Annotated in this window: 16 protein-coding genes; 14 read left to right on the top strand and 2 right to left on the bottom strand. The window is 68.7% G+C overall.

The window, feature by feature from the left end; genetic code table 11:
- Window positions 1-368: 368 nt before the first annotated feature.
- From arc to ACH34Q_RS37075, 5 genes are all read left to right on the top strand, one after another.
- Window positions 369-2132, top strand: coding sequence for a proteasome ATPase (gene arc / locus ACH34Q_RS37055; protein WP_395987837.1), 1764 nt, complete (start codon window positions 369-371; stop codon window positions 2130-2132).
- Between the two features lie 221 nt (window positions 2133-2353).
- The gene (locus tag ACH34Q_RS37060) at window positions 2354-3601 is read left to right on the top strand and encodes an acyltransferase family protein (protein WP_395987838.1); all 1248 of its coding nucleotides are present in this window, start codon (window positions 2354-2356) and stop codon (window positions 3599-3601) included.
- A complete protein-coding gene (dop, locus tag ACH34Q_RS37065; protein WP_395987839.1) occupies window positions 3598-5115 on the top strand; it encodes a depupylase/deamidase Dop in 1518 nt (505 codons plus the stop codon). Before ACH34Q_RS37060 ends, dop begins: the two co-directional genes overlap by 4 nt.
- A 151-nt stretch (window positions 5116-5266) precedes the next feature.
- Window positions 5267-5479 carry a ubiquitin-like protein Pup gene (locus ACH34Q_RS37070; protein ID WP_395987840.1) on the top strand — a complete coding sequence of 71 codons (213 nt, stop codon included), beginning with the start codon at window positions 5267-5269 and terminating at the stop codon, window positions 5477-5479.
- A gap of 110 nt (window positions 5480-5589) precedes the next feature.
- Window positions 5590-6813 carry an endonuclease VII domain-containing protein gene (locus ACH34Q_RS37075; protein WP_395987841.1) on the top strand — a complete coding sequence of 408 codons (1224 nt, stop codon included), beginning with the start codon at window positions 5590-5592 and terminating at the stop codon, window positions 6811-6813.
- A gap of 71 nt (window positions 6814-6884) precedes the next feature.
- Here ACH34Q_RS37075 and ACH34Q_RS37080 read toward each other — a convergent pair whose 3' ends face one another.
- Entirely contained in the window at window positions 6885-8348 is a 1464-nt protein-coding gene (locus tag ACH34Q_RS37080) for a hypothetical protein (protein WP_395987842.1), read from the bottom strand.
- Window positions 8349-8489: 141 nt separating this feature from the next.
- Here ACH34Q_RS37080 and prcB point away from each other — a divergent pair, with 141 nt between their 5' ends.
- The 4 genes from prcB to ACH34Q_RS37100 all read left to right on the top strand — a co-directional run bounded on the left by prcB (window position 8490) and on the right by ACH34Q_RS37100 (window position 12897).
- On the top strand, window positions 8490-9353 hold the full coding sequence (prcB, locus tag ACH34Q_RS37085; protein ID WP_395987933.1) for a proteasome subunit beta: 864 nt from the start codon (window positions 8490-8492) through the stop codon (window positions 9351-9353).
- 21 nt (window positions 9354-9374) lie between these two features.
- Complete coding sequence (prcA, locus tag ACH34Q_RS37090; protein WP_395987934.1) at window positions 9375-10139, top strand: proteasome subunit alpha; 765 nt, start codon at window positions 9375-9377, stop codon at window positions 10137-10139.
- Window positions 10140-10339: 200 nt separating this feature from the next.
- The gene (pafA, locus tag ACH34Q_RS37095) at window positions 10340-11698 is read left to right on the top strand and encodes a Pup--protein ligase (RefSeq protein ID WP_395987843.1); all 1359 of its coding nucleotides are present in this window, start codon (window positions 10340-10342) and stop codon (window positions 11696-11698) included.
- A 257-nt stretch (window positions 11699-11955) separates the two neighbouring features.
- Window positions 11956-12897, top strand: coding sequence for an FKBP-type peptidyl-prolyl cis-trans isomerase (locus tag ACH34Q_RS37100; RefSeq protein ID WP_395987844.1), 942 nt, complete (start codon window positions 11956-11958; stop codon window positions 12895-12897).
- Window positions 12898-12988: 91 nt separating this feature from the next.
- Here ACH34Q_RS37100 and ACH34Q_RS37105 read toward each other — a convergent pair whose 3' ends face one another.
- The gene (locus ACH34Q_RS37105; protein WP_395987845.1) at window positions 12989-14068 is read right to left on the bottom strand and encodes a DUF3866 family protein; all 1080 of its coding nucleotides are present in this window, start codon (window positions 14066-14068) and stop codon (window positions 12989-12991) included.
- 97 nt (window positions 14069-14165) lie between these two features.
- On the opposite strand from ACH34Q_RS37105, the gene ACH34Q_RS37110 reads away from it, so the two are divergent.
- Genes ACH34Q_RS37110 through tatC form a run of 5 tightly spaced genes read left to right on the top strand, consistent with a single transcriptional unit; the run spans window position 14166 to window position 17861 of the window.
- On the top strand, window positions 14166-15179 hold the full coding sequence (locus ACH34Q_RS37110) for a helix-turn-helix transcriptional regulator (RefSeq protein ID WP_395987846.1): 1014 nt from the start codon (window positions 14166-14168) through the stop codon (window positions 15177-15179).
- Complete coding sequence (locus tag ACH34Q_RS37115) at window positions 15176-16198, top strand: helix-turn-helix transcriptional regulator (RefSeq protein WP_395987847.1); 1023 nt, start codon at window positions 15176-15178, stop codon at window positions 16196-16198. The genes ACH34Q_RS37110 and ACH34Q_RS37115 overlap by 4 nt, the downstream gene beginning before the upstream one ends.
- 14 nt (window positions 16199-16212) lie before the next feature.
- Window positions 16213-16443, top strand: coding sequence for a hypothetical protein (locus ACH34Q_RS37120; RefSeq protein ID WP_395987848.1), 231 nt, complete (start codon window positions 16213-16215; stop codon window positions 16441-16443).
- 27 nt (window positions 16444-16470) lie between these two features.
- Window positions 16471-16854: a Sec-independent protein translocase subunit TatA gene (gene tatA / locus ACH34Q_RS37125; RefSeq protein WP_395987849.1), complete on the top strand. Its 384-nt coding sequence runs from the start codon at window positions 16471-16473 to the stop codon at window positions 16852-16854.
- Window positions 16855-16910: 56 nt separating this feature from the next.
- The gene (tatC, locus tag ACH34Q_RS37130; protein WP_395987850.1) at window positions 16911-17861 is read left to right on the top strand and encodes a twin-arginine translocase subunit TatC; all 951 of its coding nucleotides are present in this window, start codon (window positions 16911-16913) and stop codon (window positions 17859-17861) included.
- Window positions 17862-17883: the final 22 nt, after the last annotated feature.

The raw sequence follows: 17883 nt of genomic DNA on the forward strand, positions 1-17883 counted from the left end.
GAGCACCGTGGGCCGGGACTTTGAAACACGCCCTAGACCACACCCGCCGTCGCCGCAGCCCCGCCCCACCCGCCGCGGACACCACCGCCCACGAAGCAACACGGAATTCACACCCCCGCGCCACGCCCCCCACACCTCCGGCCACCAGGCACGGAAAGCGCCGAACCCACCCCCGCACACAACGGAATCCGCCGTTTCGGCGCCCCTCCCGCCCGCTACGGACATTCCGTACCGCCCCCACCGCCCCCGCTCCGACCCGCCGAGACCCGGCGCCCACGACACGAGCACCGAAAGGGCAGGTTACGGAAGCCCTCCAGATAGGTAGGGTCTCTGTAGGTCGTCGGCTCTTCGTGAGGAGGTGACGGGGCGTGGCCGCTCGTGACGATGCAGGGGCGCGCAGGGCGCAGCACGACAAGGAGGTCAGAGACCTCCAAACGCAGATCTCCTTCCTGGAGGAGGAGATCTCCGTGCTGCGCCGCAAACTCGCGGAAACCCCGCGCCAAGTACGTGTTCTGGAGGAACGTCTCCATGAGGCACAGGCCAATCTGGCTGCCGTGACAGGCCAGAACGAGCGCCTTGTGGGGACACTCAAAGAAGCCCGCGAACAGATCGTGGCGCTCAAGGAGGAGGTCGACCGGCTGGCACAGCCGCCGTCCGGCTACGGAGTGTTCCTGGAGGCCCGCGACGACGGCACCGTGGACATCTTCACCGGCGGACGCAAGCTGCGGGTGAACGTCAGTCCGGCGGTGGACGCCGAAGAACTACAGCGTGGCCAGGAGGTCATGCTGAACGAGGCGCTCAACGTCGTCGAAGCCCTCGAATTCGAAGAGCAGGGCGAAGTCGTCATGCTCAAGGAGGTCTTCGCCGACGGCGAACGCGCACTGGTGATCGCGCACGCCGACGAAGAGCGCGTCATCATGCTCGCCGAACCGCTGCGCGGGGTACCGCTGCGGGCCGGCGACTCCCTCATGCTCGAATCCCGCTCCGGATACGCCTACGAGAAGATCCACAAGGCCGAGGTCGAGGAACTGGTCCTCGAAGAGGTCCCCGACATCTCCTACAGCGAGATCGGCGGCCTCGGCTCACAGATCGAAATGATCCGGGACGCGATCGAACTGCCCTACCTGCACGCGGACCTGTTCCGCGAGCACCAGCTGCGCCCGCCCAAGGGCGTCCTGCTCTACGGCCCCCCCGGCTGCGGGAAGACCCTCATCGCCAAGGCCGTCGCCAACTCGCTGGCCAAACAGGTCGCCGAGAAGACCGGCCAAGAAGGCAAGAGCTTCTTCCTCAACATCAAGGGCCCCGAACTGCTCAACAAGTACGTCGGCGAGACCGAGCGCCACATCCGCCTGGTCTTCCAGCGCGCCAGGGAGAAGGCCTCCGCGGGCACCCCCGTGATCGTCTTCTTCGACGAGATGGACTCCATCTTCCGCACCCGCGGATCCGGAGTCTCCTCCGACGTCGAGAACACCATCGTCCCGCAGCTGCTCAGCGAGATCGACGGCGTCGAAGGACTGGAGAACGTCATCGTCATCGGCGCCTCCAACCGCGAGGACATGATCGACCCCGCGATCCTGCGCCCCGGCCGGCTCGACGTCAAAATCAAGATCGAACGCCCCGACGCCGAAGCCGCCAAGGACATCTTCTCCAAGTACATCCTCACCGGGCTCCCCCTGCACCCCGACGACGTCAAGGAACACGGGGGCAACGACATCGCCACCGTCGACGCCATGATCCAGCGCGTCGTCGAACGCATGTACACCGAGACCGAGGAGAACCGCTTCCTGGAGGTCACCTACGCCAACGGCGACAAGGAAGTCCTCTACTTCAAGGACTTCAACTCCGGAGCGATGATCCAGAACATCGTCGACCGGGCCAAGAAGATGGCGATCAAGCAGTTCCTCGACACCGGCCAAAAGGGCCTGCGCGTCACCCATCTCCTCGCCGCCTGCGTCGACGAGTTCAGCGAGAACGAAGACCTCCCCAACACCACCAACCCCGACGACTGGGCCCGGATCTCCGGCAAGAAGGGCGAACGGATCGTCTACATCCGCACGCTCGTCTCCGGCAAGCAGGGCACCGAAGCCGGCCGCTCCATCGACACCGTCGCCAACACCGGCCAGTACCTCTAGAACCGGTACCCGAGAACCAGCACCACCCGCGGACGACCCAGTACCGCGGGGAACACACGAGCACGAACACACAACAGAGCACGAGCAGACGACACTGCACGAGCAGACAACCGCACGACGACCGACCGACGGCACGGCGGCCACCCCGCACAGGTGGCCGCCGTGCCGTGTTCCACGGCCCCGGCACGACCATCCGGACCGTCCCCCTAGGCTCGACCTCGATGTCTTCCCAGAACCACCCCACCCGCCAAACCCCGGCGGCAAGGCTCCGGGAGCTCGACCTCCTGCGCTTCCTCGCCGCCATCGCCGTCCTGCTCTACCACTACACGGGCACCATCGGCGGCCCCTGGCAACAGGACAACGCCCGCGAACTCCTCGGCACCCCCACCCTCCTCACCCAGTTCGGCTACCTCGGCGTCGAACTGTTCTTCCTCATCAGCGGCTTCGTCATCCTGATGAGCGCATGGGGCCGCACCATGGCCGACTTCACCATCTCCCGCATCACCCGCCTCTACCCCGCCTACTGGTTCGCCGTCCTCCTCATCGCCGCCCTCTACCTCACCACCGGCGAAGGACGCGGAAAACCCGAGAACATCATCCCCAACCTCACGATGTTCCAGCAGGGAATGGGCGTACAGAACGCCAGCGGAGTCTTCTGGACCCTCTGGACCGAGATGCACTTCTACGCCCTCATCTCCCTCCTCGTCCTCACCGGCGTCACCTACCAGCGCTGCATCACCTTCATGGCCACCTGGACCGTCCTGGCCGTCTTCGCCGAGGAGACCGGTGTCCAGGCCCTCCAAGCGCTCCTCATCCCCGAATACGCGCCCTACTTCATCGCCGGGATGGCCTTCTACCTCATCCACCGCTTCGGCCCCTCACTGCTGCTCTGGGGCTTCGCCGCCTTCTCCTGGGCCGTATCCATCCGCTACGCCCTCCCCATCGGCACCAGCGAGCCCTACAACATCGCCCCCTCCAACGCCTGGCCCGCGATCCCCATCCTCATCACCCTCATCTACGCGACCATGGCCCTCGTCGCCACCGGCAAACTCCACCGCCTCAACTGGCGCGGATTCGCCACCCTCGGCCTCCTCACCTACCCCACCTACCTCATCCACTACGAACTCGCCCCACCCCTGGCACGCCTCCTGCACCCCGCCCTCCCGTACTGGCCCGCCACCGCGGCGATCGCCGCCATCGTCCTCATCACCGCCTACCTCATCCACCGCCTCATCGAAAAACCACTCGCCCGCTGGCTCAAACCACGCCTGCGCGACTCGTTCGACCGCCTGCGGCCCACCGACACGCGCCGCCACCGCGACGAAACCCCCCGCCACCGCACCGCCCGCGACACGCCCCGGAACACACCGCCCACCGACGAAACGCAACCCCGCGCCGAAACACCCGCGCCCCACGACCAGGAGCCCCATGGCTCCACCCCCTCGCCCCCGATAGGCTCGTCGATATGAGTGTTCGGCGGGTGATGGGCATCGAGACCGAGTACGGCATCTCCGTACCCGGGCAGCCAGGGGCCAACGCGATGGTGACCTCCTCACAGGTCGTCAACGCCTACCTCGCGGCATCGGCGGCACGGGCCAGACGCGCCCGCTGGGACTTCGAGGAGGAGAACCCACTCCGGGACGCCCGCGGCTTCGACCTGGCACGCGAAGTCGCCGATCCCAGCCAGCTCACCGACGAGGACCTGGGCCTCGCCAACGTCATCCTCACCAACGGCGCACGCCTGTACGTCGACCACGCCCACCCCGAATACTCCGCGCCCGAATGCACCAACCCCCGCGACGCCGTCATCTGGGACAAGGCCGGCGAACGCGTCATGGCCGACGCCATGCGGCGCGCCGCCATGGTCCCCGGCACCCACCCCATCCAGCTCTACAAGAACAACACCGACAACAAGGGCGCCTCCTACGGCTGCCATGAGAACTACCTCATGAAGCGCGAGACGCCCTTCGCCGACATCGTCCGCCACCTCACCCCCTTCTTCGTCTCCCGCCAGGTCGTCACCGGCGCCGGACGGGTCGGCATCGGCGTCGACGGCCGCGGCGACGGCTTCCAGATCAGCCAGCGCGCCGACTTCTTCGAAGTCGAGGTCGGCCTCGAGACCACCCTCAAGCGCCCCATCATCAACACCCGCGACGAACCCCACGCCGACCCCGAGAAGTACCGCCGGCTGCACGTCATCATCGGCGACGCCAACATGAGCGAGGTCTCCACCTACCTCAAGCTCGGCACCACCGCCCTGGTCCTGGCGATGATCGAGGACGGCTTCCTCACCGTCGACCTGTCGGTCGACATGCCCGTCGCGGCACTGCGCGCGGTCTCGCACGACCCGTCCTGCAAGCACCTGCTCACCCTGCGCGACGGCCGCAAGATGACGGCCGTCCAGCTGCAGATGGAATACCTCGAGCAGTCCCGCAAATACGTCGAGGACCGCTTCGGCGCCGACGTCGACGAGATGACCAAGGACGTCCTGGACCGCTGGGAATCGGTCCTGCACCGCCTCGGCGACGACCCGATGCAGCTGTCCCGCGAACTCGACTGGGTCGCCAAACTCTCGCTCCTGGAGAGCTACCGCGAACGCGACGGCCTGGAATGGTCGCACCCGCGCCTGCAGCTCGTCGACCTCCAGTACACCGACATCCGGCCCGACAAGGGCCTCTACAACCGCCTGGTGAACCGCGAGAGGGTCGACCGCATCGCCACCGAGGCCCAGGTCCAGGCCGCCATCGAGGAGCCCCCTGAGGACACCAGGGCCTACTTCCGGGGCCGCTGCCTGCGGCAGTACGCCGACTCGGTGGCCGCGGCCTCCTGGGACTCGGTCATCTTCGACGTCCCCGGCCGCGAGTCCCTGCAGCGCGTCCCCACCCTGGAGCCCCTGCGCGGCACCAAGGAGCACGTGGGCGGTCTGCTGGACCGCTGCCGTACGGCGGCCGAACTGGTCGCCACCCTCACCGGTCAGGGCTGACACGCCGCACATTCGTGACCGCTTTGCCCGTTTCACTGGTTCCCGGAACGGCGATAACCCCAGCAGGCCCCCGCGCCGTCGAAGCATCGAAATCCGCTCGGCGTCGGTGATCGGAGATAGGGTTGGGGGACCGGCGAAACGGGAGGTACGGATGGCCACGAAGGACAACTCGGGCGGTCAGAAGCAGGCCCCGCGGCGCACCGAAGAGGTCGAGGAGACCCAGGACGCGCCGACCGAGGACGTGCAGGAGCGCCAGGAAAAGCTCGGCGACGATGTCGACGCAATTCTCGACGAAATTGACGAAGTTCTCGAAGAGAATGCAGAGGAATTCGTGCGCGCTTTCGTACAAAAGGGAGGAGAGTGACGCTATCCAACATATCGGACATAAGGAATAAGGAGTGGCCTTCTTCTCGTAGTGATTGACCAAGTCGAAAAGCGCGCCAAGGCACGGACGTGGGCGGTAGGGTCGGGGCCGTGTCTGTTAAAGAGTGCCGTGACTGCGGCTTGGTCAAACCGGCCACTGAATTCTGGAAGCGCAAGGCGTCGATAGATGGCTTGGCGCTGTACTGCAAAGAGTGCTTCGGGCTCCGTAATGCCGCTGCCAAGCGCAAGCGCGCGGCAGAGCAGGGTAAGACGGTCAGGCCATACCGAAGGTGGTCGGCCGTTCCAGAGGGCATGAAGTACTGTCCTCGATGCAAGGAGAACAAAGCGAAGGCAGAGTTCGGCCGGAACCGTTCTCAATCGGGTGGTCTCGCGAATTATTGCAAGCCGTGTTATGTCATTGTGGTGGCGGAGAACAGGCGCCGCAACCATGGTAGTTCGCGGAATTACCTGTTCAAGTTGCGCTACAGGCTCACTGTCGAGCAGGTCGATGAGCATCGACGCCTACAGGGCGGCGTTTGCGTGATCTGCCTAAGTGCGGCGGCGAAGCACGTAGACCATGACCACATGACGGGCCTCTTCAGGGCCGTGCTGTGCTTCAGTTGCAATGGCGCGCTCGGTCAATACGAGGACGATCCGTGGCGCCTGCGCGAAGCCGCCGACTATCTGGAGGGCCGGAATTCGCATTCGCGGGTGATGATGCTGGAACTCGGAGTGCTGACGATCGATGGTCACTCCAGTCGGCACCAGCGGCGCCTGTCCGGTGAACTCAGGCGTACTGGCACCGTACGTGACGATCATCTGCGAGCCCGCTACGGCATCGGCGAGGAGGACGTCCGGGACCTGCTGCGGCTGCAGGGGGACCTGTGCGCGATCTGCTGCGATCGGCCTGCCGAGCATGTGGATCATGATCACGCCACCGGTGCGGTGCGAGGCATCCTGTGCGGTGGTTGCAATACGGGAATGGGCCAGCTCGGGGACGATCCCGTGGCGCTCCGCCGTGCGGCCGACTATGTGCAGGGCAACCTCCTCAGGAGGGTGCCCGCAGAGGACGGGGGCCTCCGGCTCTCTTTCACGTCGCCGGACGTGGACCCGGTCACCGTTCCGCTGGGGGCCTGGGAGTCCTACCGCGCGAAGGACGGGGAGCATCGAAGGCTGTTCCTGGAGCTGGAGGCGCGGAGGTACCGCTACCGCTTCCCTGGGCTCCAGGTCGTCATCGAGAAGCCGGAGTCCTGCCGGCGTCCCTTCGCCGGGCTGGTGAACGGGGAGTCCGGCAGGCCGTCGCTGGAGCGCCGGGTAGCGGCGCTGCTTCCGTAGCCGCGGCAACGCCGCCCTGGGTTGCCCGCAGCCCCAGTCGTTCCACGGCCCTGAACGCCTCGGGAGAGCTGTCAGGAGCCGGTGAGGGTGTCGAGGTGGGCGGTGAGGGCGTTGGTGACGGTGAGTCCGGCCGGGGGGATGGGGATTCCGCCGGCGAGGCGGCACCAGGCGAAGCCGAGTGCGGCGGAGGCGCTGAGGACTTCGATGGTGGTCTTGGGGTCGTCGCCTGTGAGTGCGGGCCAGAGTTCGCGTAGCGGGTGGCCGTCGTCGTTGAGGATGTCGGTGAGCAGGGCGCGGAGTTCGGGGTCGAGCCAGCGGCCGACGGGTGTGGCCAGATCGGGACGGTAGGCGGCCATGTCGGCGGCGAGGAGGGCTGTTGCGGCGTGGCGGGGTTCGATGTGGGTGTTGCTGTCGCCGGGGTCGCCGCAGAGCGGGCGCAGGGCGGTGGCGAGGTCGTAGAAGGCGAGTTGGAGGCATTCGCCTGGGGCGGAGTCGGCGAACAGGGTGGCGGACAGGGGTGCGGGGCAGCGTTGTCGCCATTCGCGTTCGAGGACTTGGTCGCCGTAGGGGAGTGCGCGGTGGTCGAGGGTGGGGTTGCCCTGCAGGGGTTCGATCATCGATAGGAGTGCGGAGGCGCGGACGCGGAAGCGCGGGTCGTCGCGGAGTGCTTGGGCGGTCATCACCATGCAGCGGACGAGTTGTGCGGCGGCGTTGGCGCGGCCGGCGCGGAGGCGTTCGGCGTAGAGGCCGATGAGGGTGTGCAGGGGTGGGGGAGGGAGCCAGCGGAGTTCGCCGCCTGTGCCGGGGCCTTCTGAGGTCGGGGCGGGGACCGGGGAGGGGGCGAGGTGGGGTTTCCAGAGGTCGAGGAGGCCGAGTCCGGGGTCGAAGAGGGGGACGGAGGCGCACCACAGGAGGGTGCTCCAGGTGGCGGCGATGGTGCTGGGGGTGCCGTGCAGGAAGTGGCCGAGGCCGAGGGGGTAGTCGGCGGGTGGTGCTTGGGCGGCTTCGGAGAGGACGGAGCGGAGCCGGTAGGTGAGGGCGCCGGGGAGGGGTGTGCCGACCATGGCGAGGGGTGGGCCGTAGTCGGTGAGGTAGTCGGCGCCGGTGGGGAGGATTTCGGTGGGGACAGGTGGGGGTGTGGGGCCGTGTGCGGCTGTTCGGCGGGTGTGGGTGGCTTGCGGGGGTGGTGAGGGGAACCAGCGGCCGTCGGCGGGGTGCCAGCGGTACCAGCGGGTCCAGGCGGCGAAGAGCCACCAGCTGTGGTCGGTGAGGGTGAGCAGGTGCGGGTGGAGTGCCCGGCGTCGTTGTTCGGGGGTGGCGGCGGGCCACCAGGGTGCGGTGACGGCGGTGCGGGTGAGGTGTTCGGCGGTGGTGAAGGGGTCGGCGTCGGTGGGCAGGACGATGTCGTCTTCGGTGATCGGCGCTCTGTAGGGGGGCCGTCGCGGGGGCCATCCGGGTTGTCCGGGCGCGCTCGGCCAGGTCGGTTGCTCGAGGGGGCTTGGCCGGCTCGGCCGGCCTGGGGGTCCCAACACCACGTGGTCATCGTAATGGGCGGGCGGGGGGTTCGCCGTGGGCGGACTGGACGGGGTCGGCGTGGCATGCGGTGGGCGCCGCTTGAACAGTAGGGTCTGTGTGGTCAGCGCCGGTGGGTTCTGTGAGGGGAGACCGGTGCCGTGATGGAGGGAAGGAGTCGCGTGGCGTCCCATGATTGGCACACCGGGCGTCTGCCGGGGTTGTTCGGTGACCCCGGTACGTCGTCGTTCACGGAATTTCTGGGGGCCTACAGTCCGCAGCTGCTGCCTGGCCGGCGGTCGTTGCCGGCGGGTTCGGTGGGGGAGGATCTCCCGCATGCGACGACGATCGTGACGGTGACGTTCCCCGGCGGTGTGGTGATGGCGGGTGACCGGCGGGCGACCGCGGGGCACGTGATCGCGTCGCGGGATGTCGAGAAGGTGTTCCGGGCCGATGAGTTCTCGGCGATCGCGATGGCGGGTACGGCCGGTATCGGGATGGAGCTGGTCCGGCTGTTCCAGGTGGAGCTGGAGCATTACGAGAAGCGTGAGGGCCGGACGCTGTCGGTGGAGGGTAAGGCGAACCGGCTGGCGACGCTGGTCCGGGGGAACCTGGGCATGGCGATGCAGGGGCTGGCGGTGGTGCCGCTGTTCGCGGGCTTCGACGAGGAGGTCGAGGGGGGTCGGATCTTCTCCTATGACCCGGCGGGGGGCAAGTACGAGGAGCGCGACTTCCATTCGATCGGGTCGGGGTCGGTGTATGCGCGGGGTGCGCTGAAGAAGCTGTTCCGTGCGGATCTGTCGCCGGAGGACGCGGCGCTGGTGTGCGTGCAGGCGTTGTACGACGCGGCCGATGACGACTCGGCGACGGGGGGGCCGGATCTGACGCGCCGGATCTTCCCGGTGGTGGCGTCGGTGTCGGCGGATGGTTATCGGCGGCTCGGTGAGGATGAGGTGAGCGCGCTGGCGCAGACCGTGGTCGACGGACGTTACGACTCTCCGGGCGGTCCGACCGCTCCGCTGCGATAGAAGGGATCCAGACCGGTGTCCATGCCGTTCTATGTGTCGCCCGAACAGCAGATGAAGGACAAGGCGGATTACGCGCGGAAGGGGATCGCGCGGGGTCGCAGTGTCGTGGTGCTGCAGTACGACGACGGCATCCTGTTCGTGGCCGACAATCCGTCCCGGGCGCTGCACAAGATCAGTGAGATCTACGATCGGATCGCGTTCGCGGCGGTCGGGAAGTACAACGAGTTCGAGAATCTGCGGCTGGGCGGGGTGCGGTACGCGGATGTGAACGGGTACCAGTACGACCGCCGGGATGTGACGGCGCGCGGGCTGGCGAACGTGTACGCGCAGTCGCTGGGAACGATCTTCACCGAGACCAACAAGCCGTATGAGGTGGAGTTGGTCGTGGCGGAGGTGGGTGACGGTGCGGAGACGGATCAGATCTACCGGCTGACGTTCGATGGCTCGGTGGCCGATGAGCACGGTTATGTGGCGATGGGCGGTCAGGCCGAGGCGGTGGCTCAGGTGCTGAAGGATCGGTACCGGGAGGGCATGCCGCTGGCGGAGGCGCTGCGGGTGGCGGTGAGCGCTCTGGAGGCGCAGGACGCGGATCGGCATCTGGAGGCGAAGTCGCTCGAGGTGGCGGTGCTGGACCGTAATCGGGAGCATCGTCTGTTCAAGGCGCTTGCGGCGTCGCGGATCGGGCGGTTGCTGAACGAGGCGGAGGCCGAGTCCGAGGTCGAGGTGGAGGAGTCGGGGCCCGCGGGCGGTGCCGGCGGCGCGAGTTCAGCGGACGAGTCCGAGTAGCCGGAGTTCGGAGCAGCAGGGGCTTGGTGGGGGCCTGCCGGGATCCGGCGGGCCCCTTCGGCTTGTGTCCTCCGGTGTGCGGGTGGCGGGTGTGGCGGTGGTACACGTTGCGGGGCGCGCGATGTTGGTCTCTCCGGTTCCAGTGAAACGAGGGGCTTCAGAGACTGCCAAGTCGGTGCCCGGGCGCATAGGGTCGCGGTGTGGACAGGCGTATTTTCGGGCTTGAGAACGAGTACGGCGTCACCTGTACCTTCCGCGGGCAGCGGCGGTTGTCACCTGATGAGGTGGCGCGCTATCTGTTCCGTCGGGTGGTGTCGTGGGGGCGGAGCAGCAACGTCTTCCTGCGTAACGGCGCGCGTCTGTATCTGGACGTGGGCAGCCATCCGGAGTACGCCACGCCGGAGTGCGACAGCGTGGTGGATCTGGTGACGCATGACAAGGCGGGCGAGCGGATCCTGGAGGGGCTGCTGGTCGATGCCGAGCGCAGGCTGCGCGAAGAGGGCATCGCGGGCGACATCTACCTGTTCAAGAACAACACCGACTCCGCGGGGAACTCCTACGGCTGTCATGAGAACTATCTGGTGGGGCGGCACGGGGAGTTCGGCCGGCTGGCCGATGTGCTGATCCCGTATCTGGTGACGCGGCAGATCATCTGCGGGGCGGGCAAGGTGCTGCAGACGCCGCGTGGTGCGGTGTACTGCGTGTCGCAGCGGGCGGAGCACATCTGGGAGGGTGTGTCGTCGGCGACGACGCGGTCGCGGCCGATCATCAATACGCGGGACGAGCCGCATGCGGATGCGGAGCGGTTCCGGCGGCTGCATGTGATCGTGGGCGATTCGAACATGAGTGAGACCACGATGCTGCTGAAGGTCGGGGCGACCGATCTGGTGCTGCGGATGATCGAGGCCGGGGTGGTGATGCGTGATCTGACGCTGGAGAACCCGATCCGGGCGATCCGGGAGGTCAGTCATGACATGACGGGCCGGCGGAAGGTGCGGCTGGCCAACGGCCGCGAGGCCAGCTCGCTGGAGATCCAGAAGGAGTACTTCGGCAAGGCCAAGGACTTCGTGGACCGGCGTGGCGGTGACGCGATCACGATGCGGGTGCTGGAGTTGTGGGAGCGGACGCTGCGGGCGGTGGAGACGGGCGATCTGGATCTGGTGGCGCGGGAGATCGACTGGGTGACCAAGTACAAGCTGATCGAGCGGTACCGGCGCAAGTACGATCTGCCGCTGTCGTCGCCGCGGGTGGCGCAGCTGGATCTGGCGTATCACGATGTGCATCGCACGCGTGGGCTGTACTACCTGCTGGAGAAGCGGGGGTCGGTGGAGCGGGTGGCGCAGGATCTGAAGATCTTCGAGGCGAAGTCGGTGCCGCCGCAGACGACGCGGGCGCGGTTGCGGGGTGAGTTCATCCGGCGGGCGCAGGAGAAGCGTCGTGATTTCACGGTGGACTGGGTGCATCTGAAGTTGAACGATCAGGCGCAGCGGACGGTGCTGTGCAAGGACCCGTTCCGTTCGGTGGATGAGCGGGTGGACAAGCTGATCTCCGGGATGTGATGCCCGGCGCCTGGACCTGAGGCCCGGTCCCGGAGTGGTGACGCTCCGGGGCCGGGCCGGGCCGGGCAGGGCAGGGCTGTGACGGGGCTGGGGCAGTCCGGAACGGCGCCGCGGCGGGATGCGGCCGGGTGTGGTGACGCTGCGGGGTCGGCGGGTGACGTGTTCGGTGAGTTCCCCGGTGGATGGGGGGCTACTGGCGGGTACGAGGCGGTAGTGTGAGCGTTCGGTTCCGCTCGTCTCTCCCCCGAAGGACCCGTATGAGCCGTCGATTCCCCGCGTTCTCCGCGCTGCCCGCGGCGCTGGTGCTGGCCGTTCCGCTGCTGCTGACCGGTGCCTGTTCGGGTTCGGGTGGCATCGAGGTGGCGGTGAAGGGGGAGTTCGGCTCGCGTCCGGAGGTGTCGTTCCCCAAGGAGGCGCCGGGCAAGGAGCTGGCGGTCGAGACGGTCACCGAGGGGAAGGGGCCGGAGGCGGCCAAGGGCGATCTGGTGATCGCCGATTATGTGGGTTACCGGTGGAACAAGGACGGTAACAAGCTGCTGGCGAGCAGCTACAAGTCGGGCAAGGCGGGCGCGTTCCCGAGTGGGCGGCTGGTTCGGGGGCTGGACAAGGCGCTGGCGGGTGCGCGGGCCGGTGACCGGGTGGTGGCCGAGATTCCGCCGAAGGACGGGTACGGCGACAAGGGCGCGGCCCATTTGCAGGTGGGCGCGGGGGACACGCTGGTGTACGTGCTGGACGTGCGGGCGGTCTATCCCAAGTCGGCGGCGGCGAAGGGCAAGGCTCAGCCGCTGAACGATCCGAAGCTGCCGAAGGTGGGGGCGGTGCAGCCGGGCAAGGGGCCGTCGGTGACGGTGCCTCGGGTGGCGGCGCCGGCGAAGCCGGAGGTCCGGACGCTGGTGCAGGGCGAGGGCGCGCAGGTGCGTTCGGGGCAGTTGCTGGCGCTGCAGTACGTGGGTCTGTTCTGGCGGGACGGGAAGGCGTTCGACTCCTCGTACAAGGCGGGCCGGCCGTTCGCGGCGACGATCGGGACCGGTCAGGTGATGAAGGGCTGGGATCAGGCGCTGGTGGGGCAGAAGGTCGGGAGCCGGCTGCTGCTGGTGGTGCCGCCGGCGCTCGGGTACGGCGAGAAGGGGCTGGCGCAGGCGGGGATCAAGGGCGATGACACGCTGGTGTTCGTCGTGGACGTCCTCGGCGCCCACTGAACACCCCGAAGCGATTGAGCCCCCAAGCGGCTCCCTGTGGCCCCATGACGCTCCAAGAGACTCCTGAAGCCCCCAAGAGAGCCCCTCGGGCTCAAAGGAGGGTGGCGGCGTGGCGTCCGGCGGCGGCCGCGGTGAGGAAGTAGGGCAGGTCCTGGTCCAGCCGTCGTCCCATGGTGGACAGCCGCAGGCCCCAGTCCTTCTCGGCCGCGCGGAGTTCCTCGTGGAGTCCGTCGACGGTGACGGGGACGAGGTCGTGGCGGTCGCCGAGGGGGGCGGCTTCGGCGGCGACGCGGGTGCCGAATTCGCCGCCGAGTTCGGGGACGACGATCTGGGCGCGGGCGAGCGCGACGCGGCCGTAGGCGGTAAGGCTGTGGTGGGAGACGCCGATGTGGCGTTCGCGCAGGTCGCCTTCGCTGACGCGGAGGGAGCCGACGGGGCGTCCTGACAGGACGGCGGCGGCGTTGACCGCTTCGCCCGCGGTGACTCCGGAGAAGCCCCAGCGGGTGCCGGTGCCGAGGTTGCCGGGTCCTTGGGCGAGGACGATGACGTCGGCGTTCAGGACGAGGTGTGCGGCGAGCAGGCCGGTGTGGACGGTGACGGCTTCGAGGTCGCCGCCGAAGGCCTGGCCGGTGGTGACGGTGGCGGTGAGGGCGCCGGCGTCCTTGAGCCGGGCGATCGACATCGAGAACCAGGAGGGCAGGGCGCCGCCGTCGGGCATCACGTACACGGTGCGGGTGCCGGGGCGGGCGGCGAGCAGGCCGGCGAGGATGGGCGGGAGCGCGGAGTGCAGGTCGGCGACGATCACGGGGGTGCCGTGCAGGGAGTCGGCGTCGCGCAGGAGGGCGTGGTGGGGGGAGTCCTGCTCGTCGGCGCCGAGGACGGTGGCCTGCAGGGGGGTGTAGCGGGCCTTGACCAGGTGTCCGGGGCCGGTGGGGTCGGGCGGGAGCCGGTCGGGGACGGCGACGACCATCGCGTAGCCGCCCGTCCCGAGGCCCATCGCCAAGGCCGTAGTGTTGAGCAGGACGGTGTCGCCCGGTTCGGGACGTCCCACGAGTGCGGGGTAGGCCAGGGCCCGGTGCGGGCCGTCACCCCCGATCGTGACGTCCAGTTCGACCGCCCCCGGCCATTCCCGGCGGACGCTTTCCACGGTGCCTTTGCGCCATCGGATCACCAGGAAACGGTAGCGTCCTGAGCCGGGGGAGGCGGGGACGGGCGGCGCCGGCGTCCGCCGGTGGCGAGGTTTCACCCGACGGAGAGGTGGTGGCGAAGTGTCGCGGCGTAAGACCGAGCGCCTGCTCAACCTGGTGGTGTGCCTGCTGGCCACGCGGCGTTATCTGACGGCGGAGCAGATCCGGCGGGCGGTGCCGGGCTATCCCGATTCCGACGAGGCGTTCAAGCGGATGTTCGAGCGGGACAAGGAGGAGCTGCGCGAGCTGGGTGTGCCGCTGGAGGTGGGCAGCGACCAGCAGGGCGGTGGCGGTGAGGAGATCGGTTACCGGATCCCGCCGCAGGCCTACGAGCTTCCCGAGCTGCATCTGACGCCCGACGAGGCGGCGGTGCTGGGGCTGGCGGCGCGGGTGTGGCAGCGGGCCAGCATGGCGGACGCGGCCTCGGGTGCGCTGTTGAAGCTGCGTGCGGCGGGGGTGGAGACGGACGCGAACACGGCGGTGGGCATCGAGCCGCGGGTGGGGGCCGAGGATCCGTCGTTCCCGGCGTTGTGGGAGGCGGTCCGGGACGGCCGTCCGGTGACGTTCGACTACCAGGGTGTGGGGCGGACGTCGGTGGCGCGGCGCCATCTGGAGCCGTGGGGGGTGGTGAGCCGCCGCGGGCGGTGGTACGTGGTGGGGCATGACCGTGACCGGGGTGAGACGCGGGTGTTCCGGCTGAGCCGTATCACCGGGGATGTGCGTGCGGTGGGGCCGGTGGGTTCGGTGGCGGTGCCGGAGGGTGTGGACGTGCGGCGGCTGGCGTTCGACATGGGCGATCCGGTGACGGAGCCGCGTCCGGCGGCGGTGCGGTTGCGGGCCGGTGCGGCGCAGGGGCTGCGGCGCTGGGCGAAGGATGTGCGGGCGTCGGGTGAGGCGGGCTGGGACGCGGCGACGCTGACGTTCCGTGATGTGGACCGTTTCGCGCCGTATCTGGCGCGGTTCGCCGATGATGTGGTGGTGCTGGATCCGCCGGATCTGCGGGAGGCGGTCATCCAGCAGCTGAAGGCGATCTTGGCGACCGTTCCCGATGGTGGGCGCGATGACGAGACGACGACTCCCGTGAGGACGACGTGACGAACGCCAGGACGGGTGACAGGGCGGCGGCGGGCAAGGCCGCGGCCGGTAAGGCCAAGGGGCCTTCGTCGACGTCGACCGAGCGGCTGGGGCGGCTGCTGGCGCTGGTGCCGTACGTGGTGAGCCGCGATTCGGTGGCGCTGGACCAGGCGGCGGCGGCGTTCGGGGTGTCGGAGAAGCAGCTGATCGACGATCTCAATCTGCTGTGGTGCGTGGAGTTGCGGGCGCCGGACCCGTACTGCCCGATCGACCTGTCCTACGAGGGCGGCGAGATCATCGTGACGGAGGCCGAGTCGATCGCGCGGCCGCTGCGGCTGAAGGTGGACGAGGCGAGCGCGCTGCTGGTGGCGCTGCGGATGCTGGCGGGGATCCCCGATCTGCAGGACCGGGACGCGCTGAGCCGTGTGATCGCCAAGCTGGAGGCGGCGGCGGGGGCCGCGGCGGCGGTCAGCAGCCAGGTGGCGGTGGAGGTCGACGCGCGCGGTGAGACGCTGGGCCTGCTGCGCGGGGCGATCGGCGCGGGGCGGCGGGTGCATCTGTCGTACTACGTGCCGGCGCGGGACGAGAACACCGAGCGCGATGTCGATCCGATGCGGCTGCTGGTGGTGGAGGGCAACACCTACCTGGAGGGGTGGTGCCGGCGGGCGGAGGCGGTGCGGCTGTTCCGCCTGGACCGGATCACGCGGCTGAGCGTGCTGGAGACGCCCGCGGAGGTGCCGGCGGAAGCCGAGCCGCGCGATGTCGACGCGGGGCTGTTCCTGCCCTCGCCCGATGACGTCCTGGTGACGTTCGAGCTGACCGCGCAGGGCCGCTGGGTGGCCGACTACTACCCGTGCGAGAGCGTGCGTGAGCTGGGGGAGGGGCGGCTGCGGATCGAGTTGCGGACCCCTGACACGCGGTGGGTGCGGGGTCTGGCGCTGCGGCTGGGCGATCAGGGGCGGATCACCGCGCCGGCCGAGCTGGCCGGGACGGTCCGTGCGGACGCGGCGCGCGCGCTGGCGCAGTACGACACGGTTTGAGGTTTTCGGCTACCGTGACGGTCGTGGCGTGGGGTGGGGTTTCGGTCGTGCTGGGCTTTGCCGGCCTGGCCGTTCTGGCGGTGTGCTCGTTCCGGGTGTATCTGGGCGTGCGGCGGCTGGGGCGTGAACTGGAGCGGGCCCGGCGGCGTCTGGGTCCCCAACATTCCGCGCTGCGCGATGAACTCCGAAACCTCCAGGAAGCCCGTGAGGCGCAGGAGCCGGACGACGGCGTACGATCGTCGTAAGTACCACGCTGCTGAAGAGGACTCGCTATGCCGAACATCGGGACCCCCGAGATGCTCATCATCCTTGTGGCCGTGCTTCTGATCTTCGGATCTGCCAAGCTGCCGCAGCTGGCGCGGTCGCTGGGCAAGTCGGCCCGCATCCTGAAGGCCGAGACCAAGGGCCTGCGCGACGACGACAAGGACGAGGACGCCGAAGCGGGCAAGGGCGCGGCGCCCGCGGCGGCGCAGGCCCCGGCCGACGACGCGCGCGAGCGTGCCGCCCGGCTGCGCGAGGAGGCCGCCCGGCTCGAGGGTGAGGCCGCCGGCCGGGACCAGTCCCGCAGCGCGGCTCCGCGCCAGGGTGCGCTGCCGTCCGGTCAGCCCATCGAGGGTGTGCCGGTCGCCGACTACAACGCCCGCAAGACCACCTGATCCAGCCCGCCCCCTCCCGAAACGGACCGGCCAGAGCAGACCTCAGAGTGCCCAACATGAAGCTGATGACGCGGCAGGCCGCCGATCCCGATGGCCGCATGCCCCTGATGGACCATCTGCGCGAGCTGCGCAACCGGCTGATCGTGGCGATGGGGGCGCTGCTGGTCGGCACCGTCGTCGGCTGGCTGTTCTTCAGCCCGGTCTGGGACTTCCTCAAGGAGCCCTACTGCGCGCTGCCGGCCTCCAAGGACCTCAACGGCAGCTGCTCGCTGGTGGTCAACGGGATCTTCTCCTCGTTCTTCCTGCGGCTGAAGATCGCGTTCATCCTGGGGCTGGTGGTGTCCTCGCCGATCTGGCTGTACCAGCTGTGGGCGTTCGTCACGCCGGGGCTGTACCGCAAGGAGCGGCGCTGGACGTATGTGTTCATGGGTGCGGCGATCCCGCTGTTCTTCGTGGGCACCGCGCTGGCGTACGTGACCGTCGACAAGGGCCTGTCGATCTTCCTGGGGTTCGTGCCGGACGATGTGGCCGCGCTGATCACGGTGGACCACTACCTGGGTTACGTGCTGGCGATGCTGCTGGTGTTCGGGCTGACGTTCGAGCTGCCGCTGTTCGTGGTGATCTTGAACATGGCCGGGGTGCTCAGCTCGGCGAAGATCCGCAAGTCGCAGCGGATGATCATTTTCGGGATCTTCGTGTTCTCGGCGGTGGCCACGCCGAGCGCGGATCCGTTCACGATGCTGGCGCTGGCGCTGCCGACGGTGCTGCTGTTCGAGCTGGCGGCGCTGCTGGCGTTCTTCAACGACCGGCGCCGCTCCCGCCGCCCCGACCCGTACGCGGGCCTGGCCGACGACGAGGCGTCTCCGCTGGATCTGGAGGCCATCGACGCCGAGCTGGAGAAGGGCTCGCGGCACGACCGGCTGGACGAGGAGTTGCACGAGGACCGGCTGGTGAAGGACGGGCCGGCGAAGGACGGGCCCGACGGCGACGCCCGGCCGGAGAAGTAGGGGCCCGAATTCGGTATCGGGC

The organism is Actinomadura sp. 9N407, from assembly GCF_044326315.1.
Lineage (GTDB): Bacteria > Actinomycetota > Actinomycetes > Streptosporangiales > Streptosporangiaceae > Spirillospora.

What these genes read in the sequence shown, in the direction of transcription:
- dop (WP_395987839.1), top strand. Translation starts at nt 3,598, where the DNA reads ATGAGTGTTCGGCGGGTGATGGGCATCGAGACCGAGTACGGCATCTCC.
- ACH34Q_RS37100 (WP_395987844.1), top strand. Translation starts at nt 11,956, where the DNA reads ATGAGCCGTCGATTCCCCGCGTTCTCCGCGCTGCCCGCGGCGCTGGTG.
- ACH34Q_RS37070 (WP_395987840.1), top strand. Translation starts at nt 5,267, where the DNA reads ATGGCCACGAAGGACAACTCGGGCGGTCAGAAGCAGGCCCCGCGGCGC.
- tatC (WP_395987850.1), top strand. Translation starts at nt 16,911, where the DNA reads ATGAAGCTGATGACGCGGCAGGCCGCCGATCCCGATGGCCGCATGCCC.
- prcB (WP_395987933.1), top strand. Translation starts at nt 8,490, where the DNA reads ATGGAGGGAAGGAGTCGCGTGGCGTCCCATGATTGGCACACCGGGCGT.
- ACH34Q_RS37060 (WP_395987838.1), top strand. Translation starts at nt 2,354, where the DNA reads ATGTCTTCCCAGAACCACCCCACCCGCCAAACCCCGGCGGCAAGGCTC.
- prcA (WP_395987934.1), top strand. Translation starts at nt 9,375, where the DNA reads ATGCCGTTCTATGTGTCGCCCGAACAGCAGATGAAGGACAAGGCGGAT.
- tatA (WP_395987849.1), top strand. Translation starts at nt 16,471, where the DNA reads ATGCCGAACATCGGGACCCCCGAGATGCTCATCATCCTTGTGGCCGTG.